Annotated in this window: 7 protein-coding genes; 4 read left to right on the top strand and 3 right to left on the bottom strand. The window is 47.1% G+C overall.

All coding sequences use genetic code 11. The features are described from left to right. On the bottom strand, positions 1 to 1,240 hold a 1,240-nt coding region (locus FJZ26_02670; protein ID MBM3229311.1), incomplete at its 3' end, for a hypothetical protein. Positions 1,241 to 1,605: 365 nt separating this feature from the next. Between FJZ26_02670 and FJZ26_02665 the strand changes: the two genes are divergently transcribed. The 4 genes from FJZ26_02665 to FJZ26_02650 all read left to right on the top strand — a co-directional run bounded on the left by FJZ26_02665 (position 1,606) and on the right by FJZ26_02650 (position 6,174). Beyond that, positions 1,606 to 2,784 carry a hypothetical protein gene (locus FJZ26_02665; protein MBM3229310.1) on the top strand — a complete coding sequence of 393 codons (1,179 nt, stop codon included), beginning with the start codon at positions 1,606 to 1,608 and terminating at the stop codon, positions 2,782 to 2,784. 408 nt (positions 2,785 to 3,192) lie between these two features. Then, on the top strand, positions 3,193 to 4,392 hold the full coding sequence (locus tag FJZ26_02660; GenBank protein MBM3229309.1) for a hypothetical protein: 1,200 nt from the start codon (positions 3,193 to 3,195) through the stop codon (positions 4,390 to 4,392). Between the two features lie 181 nt (positions 4,393 to 4,573). Next, entirely contained in the window at positions 4,574 to 5,482 is a 909-nt protein-coding gene (locus FJZ26_02655; protein ID MBM3229308.1) for a transcription initiation factor IIB, read from the top strand. 173 nt (positions 5,483 to 5,655) lie between these two features. Further along, complete coding sequence (locus FJZ26_02650) at positions 5,656 to 6,174, top strand: hypothetical protein (protein ID MBM3229307.1); 519 nt, start codon at positions 5,656 to 5,658, stop codon at positions 6,172 to 6,174. A 45-nt stretch (positions 6,175 to 6,219) separates the two neighbouring features. Here the strand turns inward: FJZ26_02650 and FJZ26_02645 are convergent, their stop codons facing one another. Further along, complete coding sequence (locus FJZ26_02645; protein MBM3229306.1) at positions 6,220 to 7,104, bottom strand: hypothetical protein; 885 nt, start codon at positions 7,102 to 7,104, stop codon at positions 6,220 to 6,222. An 86-nt stretch (positions 7,105 to 7,190) separates the two neighbouring features. Then, complete coding sequence (locus FJZ26_02640) at positions 7,191 to 7,460, bottom strand: hypothetical protein (GenBank protein ID MBM3229305.1); 270 nt, start codon at positions 7,458 to 7,460, stop codon at positions 7,191 to 7,193. Positions 7,461 to 7,610: the final 150 nt, after the last annotated feature.

Below are 7,610 nucleotides of genomic sequence, written 5' to 3'. Positions count from 1 at the left end.
GCTTACCTGGCTCCCCACCCTCTGTTGTCCCAAGGACTCCTAGGTGGGCAGGCTGCTTTACCTGGCTGACTTGTGGCCTCTCCATGCTGGCGAATTTTTCATACGGGTTGCCGTTCTCTTCACTTAGCTTGCCAAACATCTCGTCAATGCCCCACTCCCCCTGCCCCATGTAGCCTCCTGCCGTTGCCTCCTTCCTAAGTATGCTCATGCCAAAATCCATCACAGACATTTTTCCGGCACGCGCCAAGCGTATCAGCTCAATTTTGTCCTTAAGCGACTGCAAGTCAAGCTCGTTGTCAATTTCTATTATCGAGTCAAACCCGCCTTCCTGCTCAACATGGACATCCTGCGGCACAAACCCCTGTGCAAGGGTCCCGTGCAGCTTCAGCTTTATTATCGGTTTTTCCCCATCGGCAAGTTTTGCAATCCTTGCAAGCTCCTCCTTTGCCTTTTGCCTCACGTCGTTTGGGGTGGCATGGTCAAACTCCAGGCGCGAAAAGAAGAATTTTCTTGTCTTGATTGGGACAAATTCGTGCGTCTTTGCCTGCGTGTCATAAATTATGTAGCCTTTTTGCCGTGTCTCCTCCTCTCTTAGCTGCGTGACTACAGTGCTTCCAGGTATGAGGAACTTTCCGTCCATATCAACAGTGTACTTGTGCATGTGCCCGCTTATATATAAGTCAAATCCCTTTGGCAGGTCCTCAAAGCTCATGATTTTCTTGTCTGTTTTTATGTACTCCTGGAGCGACTGGTGGAACATGAAAATATTGAACGCGTTAGGCTGCGGGGTAAAGTTGAGTGTCTCAAGTGCCGCAATGGCAAGCTCGTCAGGCACGCCCCCAAGCCCGTTTATCGCAACCCTCTTCCCATCAAGCTCCCAAATCGATGGGTCGTTGTGCACAAGTGAAATCAGGCCTATAGTCTCAAGAATCTGCACTGGGTTTACAAGGTCCCTGCCCCGCAGTTCGTGCGTCCCGTGGATGCCTAGGATTGGGGGGCTTGAGGGCTTTGTCAGGCATTTTGCCTGCCAATCTTTTTTTCCCGCCGTCTTTTTGAATATTCTAATCGCCTGCTGGAGGGTTTCAAGCCTTGGCACCCTTGTGTCAAAAATGTCTCCCGGCATGAGTATTAAGTCGCACTTATCCGCAGCGTCAAGCATTGCAGCCTGGGCCTGGGCCGCCGCATCCTGCTCCCATCTTTTGTAGCCAAAATGCGTGTCTGATACAATGCCTATTTTCACTCAAAAACACCGCTGTTTGTTATTCCGCACCAGAAACTTTATTTCCAAGACAAGGATTATAAAGTCCGCCAGCCCAAGCCTGCAACATGATAGAAAAGCTAATCATCTCCCTTACAATCATAATCATTGTAATTGTCGGAATCTACTATCTTTCAAAGTGAGCTTCTTTTTGGATAATTGTGCTTCTGCACCCAAGGCACTGCATTGAAACTACTTCATTCTCTGCCTTCAAGCATCTCATCCTTGCTGCTGCCTCCAAGCCGCTTCATTCAAGATTGCTTTACTCATCTTCTGTTTTCCCATGTTTTTCCCCAAACTGCAATCTTTATATACTTCTGTTGCCTAAGATATTGTGGTGTGGGATTATGGCTTTGAGTCTTTTGAGTCATAAAAAAATTATTTCATTTCCAAAAGAAAACCAATTCCAGTCAGTCCAAACTAACCGGCTTAGCAGGTCTGGAATGGCTTTGACGCCAAAGCTTTCAGAGTTGACTTCTTTCCCAGAAACTGAAAAAACCTATTTTAGGGAATTTGCCATAAAAATGAAGGACGAAAAAATCCCATACCACCGCCTTCCGCTTGATTATACTACTCAGGCTCCGCTGACAAGAAATGACTTAATTGGAATAGCTGCGGACTTGGCGAATTCAGAGTTTGTTTCTGATGAAAAAAAACCTGAGTTATTGAAAAGCTGGGTTGAGCTAAATACCCTACTTTCAGGCATTGATAAAATACTTGGTCAGATGTTTGAAGAAGGAAAAGAATCATTTCAAATATACAAAAAACTTAAGGTAGACTATTCCTACCTGCACCAAATGAAAGAATTCATAGCTCACCAGGCGCGCATAATTGAAGGATATAAGGGCATAGCTAAAGACCATGTCGCTAAACTCGTTGCACAGCGGGATAACGTAATCGAAGCTATTTCAAATTACGACCCTAAGGATACATATGAACGGTTTGTAAAGGCGCTTAAGTTTGTGGCAGGCTCCCTTGTAATTGGCTCGGCCACGCTGACTGCAGCAAAAACTGAGCTAATAGACTTTTTCAAATCAATTAACAAGGTTCCTTATCTAAGTTATATCTTTTCTGTTTGCGCATCTGTTCTAGGAGGATTTCTTTTTGATGCATCTGCTGGCTTGAGAAAAGCGTATCGCGAAAATAGGGTTATTGACAAATATGCAAAAAGAATATCAAAAACACAGCAAGCAGAGCTTGACTTTGTAAGGAAAACTCTAAAGCTTGTTGGGCATAAGGCCAATCGGGAGATGGCTCTTGCAGGGTACTTGGAGGAGCTTCAAGGTGAAGTATCAAGAGAGTATCTTGCAGCTGCATACATTGGTGATATGGATTCTCTTAATTCAATTTACGCAAGTCTGGCTCAAGCATCCATGGGGAAGGCAGGAATCATCCAGAAAATAAAGTCGTGGCTTGGGCTTGGCGATCCTGTGCAAAAAGAGCTTGAAAAAAGGCTCAGCGTCGAAGCCACCACTTCCGATGGGCTTGTCGCTTCAAATGGCTATCCTACCCCTAAACAGCCATAAACCTGACCTTTCCTACAATTTTCCCACTTTTTTCCCTCTTTTCACCTCGGAAAACCCACTTGCGGCGTAAATGTTTGACAGATGTCAAGAGCACATTTGACAGTTGTCAAAGGTGGAAAAAGAAGGTTTATATACTACCTAGTGCAATTACCTTCCGTTAAGCAGTCCGACGGAATAAGGCGTTTGCAAATGGTGGGAGGAAGCCAGTTCCGTACACTGCAGTTAAGGCAAGGCATTGTCGCGGAACGAAAAACTATAGTTTCTAATTCTCCTGTTTCCCCAGACGCATTTATGCGTGCCACCCATCCCTCAGACGGGCTTGCCGCAAGCCAAATCATAAGCAGGCTGCAAAAATTCCGAAAGTCTCCTGTCTCATTATTATCCGGAAAATTTTGCGGCTTTGGAAGTTTGGCATGGCAAGAAGAAGTTTTTGCTGCAGATTCTCAAATCCCTAAAGTGTCTTATCCCGGCCAAAAGCCCACATTCCAGGCTGGAGCATCGAATAATGGCAATGGCAAATCAAAGAACAATGGCAATGGCTTTGCACATAAAGAAAATGGCTTTGCACAGATAACAAACGGCGCCTCGTCCAACCCAGTGTCAGTTGAGAAAACCAATTCTGTTGCCCCAAGGCGCAAGCAGGTTGTTTTCCAAGAACTGCATTCAGATGCGGTTTTTATCCCGCCAATAAGCCTTGATGGTGCGTTAAGTTACCTGGAGTATCTCTATCTGAGAAGGCTTGCAAAGCTCAAGCCGGGGGATTTGAAATTCGCATCAAGTGTCAAGGCCTACGGGACCGCGTTTGTTGAGCCGATATTTTCCGCCAATCTCGGGCTTATTGGAAATCATGCAGTGCATGGCAGGTTCATAAAGGCAGTAAAGAAGGCTGCGGAATATTTTGCATCTGAAATGGTCAAGGCGCAGCTTGACCTTGCGGCACGCTTTGCTGAGTTTGACGCAAATAAAAAATCCCTGCTTGCGCAGCTTGAGGCTGACAACGAGGAAAAAAAACAAGCCATCAGGCAGCACATAGAAAGTCTTGGGCAGGTTGCAGCAAAAAAAATCGAAAGGCCAATCCTGCCGGACATCAAGTTTCTCAAAAAAGCAATCGGAAGCACAACTGTCGGCACTGCCCTGGCCTTGGTTGGCAAGTGGGTGAAGGACGCGCTGCAAAGCATCCCGATTGTCAGGGACATACCACCGGAATTTCTCGGCCTTGGGGCTGTCTGTGCTTCTGTTGCAAGCGCGCTTTCATTTTTAACCTTCAGGCTTGCCTCAAGGTGGCGCAACACGAGGCTGAAAATTCGGCTGCCACTCAAACAGGCATCCATGCTTGAAAAGGAGGATGCGAAACTTAGGAAAAAGCGCGAGGAGCTTGAGTCAGACTACAGCAGGCTCAAGGCAAGCTGCGAGGCTGGGTTTAACTCAAAGTGCATGGAACTAAGAGATAAAATGGCAAAGGCCTATTGGCGCCTTTCTGAATATTATTCAACCGGGCCTAGTGGGCAAGAAAAGCACGGGGACTCCCCTATTGCCTCAAAACTTCCCCTGTGGGATGTGCTTGAAACAAAGGCTTCAAATCTTGATGCTCTAGTACAAGTTGAGTAGACATTGAGAAAGCCTTGAAAAATGCACTGCTTTGTGTGTTGGCTTTTACTTTCTAAGTAAACCAAATATTTATAAAGGCGCGCTGCACTAAAATAATGCTAAAGCCAATAGGCTTTAATAGTTATGCTTTTTTTGGAAAACCAAAACACGAAGCTGATTTTTGATTAGGGGAGGTAATCTCATGTCTGATGCAAAATGCCCGGAATGCGGAAACAGGAATCTGACGCGCGACTATGAAAAAGGCGAGCTTGCATGCTCTAACTGCGGCCTTATTGTTGCCGAGAACATTGCTGACGCAGGCCCTGAGTGGCGTGCGTTTGACGTGGAGCAGCGCGAAAAGCGCGCAAGGGGCGGCGCTCCGATAAAATTCATGAGGCCAAACAAGGGCCTTGTCACTGAAATCGACCAGTACAACCGCGACATTCGCGGCGCGAAGATTTCGCCAAAAAAACAGGCGCAGCTATACAGGATGAGAAAATGGCACAAGAGGGCTTCAATAGCATCCTCAATGGAGCGCAACCTTGCAATTGCCCTCTCTGAGCTTGACAGGATAGCCTCCTACCTAGGCTTGCCAGACTCGATACGCGAATCTGCAGCACTTCTTTACAGAAAATGCATTAAGGCCGAGCTAATACGGGGCAGGCTAATCGAGGCTGTTGTATCTGCGGTCATCTATGCCACCTGCAGGGTGCAGGGGGTTCCAAGGACCCTTGATGAAATCTCCAGGGTTTCAGGAATTGAGAAAAAGGAGATTGGCAGGGCTTACAGGTTTGTAAGAAGGGAGCTTGACATAGAAGTGCCCCTCACAGACCCATCCCAATATGTGCCAAAGTTCACCGCGGCGCTAAAACTTTCCGGCCAGGTGCAGGAAAAGGCGATACAGCTTCTGAAAAAGGCCGTTGGAAAAGGGCTTATTTCAGGCAGGGGCCCAACAGGTGTTGCGGCAGCCGCAGTCTACATTGCAAGTGCGATGTACTCCGAGAGGCGCACGCAAAAGGAGGTTGCCGACGTTGCAGGCGTGACTGAGGTGACAATTAGAAACCGCTACAGGGAGCTGAAAAAGGAGCTTGGGCTCAAAGTCGCACTTTAGGCAAATGCTACTTTAGCCCTCCTGCCCTCTCCCGAATTTTTTTATTTTGCTTTTTTTTCCACCTGTTTTTGTCTTTCTGTTTTTTGCAGCTCCATACCAAGCCTCCAGCCGCTTCTATATATTTTATTTAATCTATTTATTTTTTGTACAGTGACAAGCAATTTTATACCTTAATGAATATAACTTGCCCTATGCTTGAGGAAATAAATGAGTTTTTCAAAGGCCAGAGGGCCAAACAAAAAGCTGTTGAAACAATGCTTCGTTTTGGCTTAAGCGTTGACCCTCAAGGAAGGGTTTATTGCGGCCCGATAGAGCTTGCACCGGCAAAATTCGGCCGCGGCCTTGGCATTGACAGGCGGGTAATAATTGAAACTGCAAAGGAAATTGCCGCCAACTCCGCGCTTTTGAAGATTTTTGGGGCACTTGAGCCCAGGGCTTTTGTTGTCAGGGCTGCAAAAGGCATGGGCCATGATGTGATTGTCATACAGGCTGACCCGCACGTCTCGGGAACTGTTGCGCAGGTAACAAAGGTGCTTGCAGACAACAAGGTGAAAATAAGGCAGATACTTGCAGACGACCCAGACCTGTTTCCAGACCCTGTGCTTACAATCATTGTTGAAGGCAGGCTTTCAGGCAAGCTCATCAACCTTCTTAGAAGCCTGCCTGTTGCAAACTCAATAAGCATCAGGTAAGAAAACCAGTCTTGGGAATAAGGCATTCCGCTTTGCGGATTTTCTCTATTCCTGCTCTTTGATGGCAGTAATAATTTTTGCTGCCTGGGCGTAAGTTAGCGTTTTTTTATCTGCCACTTCGGACTTTAGCACGGAATCATCCTGGTTGGCAAAATAAAGCGTGCGCAAAACCCTTGCCTGCTTTTGCGCTCCAAGCCTTGAGAGGGCCTTGCCAAGCTTGCAAGTGTCATCATCTACGGATGCAAGAAGGGCTATCCCTGCCTCCAACTGGTCTATTTTTTTCTGCTCAAGGCACTGGCAAAATTGCCCAAGCTCGCCGCTGCAGGCGCTTATCGGGTATCCGTCTGGAATACACAATGGGTCGCCGTTTGGCTTGTGGCCACCCAATTCTTTTCCGGGGCTTTGCTGCATGCCGCCTTTTTCAGTGCTGTTCATAAGTTTTAGTGCAACGGCACTTGTCACCCTGCTGACAAAACCAAGCAACAAGCCCCCGCCTTTCTGCTCGCCTTGGCTGTTTGAAGAAATCCTCTGAGCGCTTTTTTCAAATAGCTTCACTGTAGCCCCGGGCCCCTGTTCGCGTCCAGCCGACCCTGGCTGCCCACCTGACAGCAACCCTCCACCATCGTTCTTTTTTTCTTCAAGCTCACTCGCATTTTTTTCCAAGGGCAACCCGTCAGGAAAGGTTGGAGCTTCAAGCTTCTTGTCCTGCGCCTCCTCTTCCCCAAGCAAATCCATTATGCAATAGTTGCAATAAGCACGGCTTTTGTGCATCTTAAGCTCATATACTGGAACGTTGACGCCGCACCTGCTGCAGGGCTTGTCATTTGTGCTTGAGCCGCAAGTCAGGCAGCTTGTGCAAACCGGCATGCCGTTTTGGTAGTTCAACTCGTACTCCGCCACGTTTTCGCCGCATGATGAACACTCGCCCATATAACCAATCCGCAAAGATGAGGCAAGCTAGGATGCAAATCGCGCCATAGCAGTGCCTTTAAATCCCCAAAATCCCAAGTCGCCGCTCATCCATTATAGAAATATTTGAGCCAAAGATTTTTTATAATCGGCAGTGTCAGGCTTGTCAGCATGAATGCCGCAGCTGGAACCAATGCATTTTGCCACGGCTGTGCAATCCCGATTGCCTGGAAGTAAACCCCTATGGCGATATATGTGAAGGCTGCAAGAAAACCCCTTCGTGTCAGGCTCGTTTCCCATTTTTTGTCAATCTCAACACTTCTGTTGCGCGCCTCTATCAACCCTAGCCTTTTTTCAATTCCAGTGGCTCTTGCCATGGATTGGTTTCAAACTAGGAAAAATATAAACTAACCTGTGAACTACAATGCGAACAAGCTCCAGGACAGCTAGGCTTATGTTGCAAAAAGTGTCTTATGATAGTATTAAATACAAAGCCATCGTAACTATATCATTGCACCCAGCCGTTG

Source organism: Candidatus Parvarchaeota archaeon, from assembly GCA_016866895.1.
Classification (GTDB): domain Archaea; phylum Micrarchaeota; class Micrarchaeia; order Anstonellales; family VGKX01; genus VGKX01.
The sequence above is the reverse complement of the archived record's forward strand: the minus strand, read 5'-3'. Positions and strand labels throughout refer to the sequence as shown.

Bases quoted from the DNA above. Each gene is read 5' to 3' on its own strand.
- FJZ26_02650 (MBM3229307.1), top strand. From the start codon at position 5,656: ATGAATATAACTTGCCCTATGCTTGAGGAAATAAATGAGTTTTTCAAA.
- FJZ26_02655 (MBM3229308.1), top strand. From the start codon at position 4,574: ATGTCTGATGCAAAATGCCCGGAATGCGGAAACAGGAATCTGACGCGC.
- FJZ26_02665 (MBM3229310.1), top strand. From the start codon at position 1,606: ATGGCTTTGAGTCTTTTGAGTCATAAAAAAATTATTTCATTTCCAAAA.
- FJZ26_02640 (MBM3229305.1), bottom strand. From the start codon at position 7,460: ATGGCAAGAGCCACTGGAATTGAAAAAAGGCTAGGGTTGATAGAGGCG.
- FJZ26_02645 (MBM3229306.1), bottom strand. From the start codon at position 7,104: ATGGGCGAGTGTTCATCATGCGGCGAAAACGTGGCGGAGTACGAGTTG.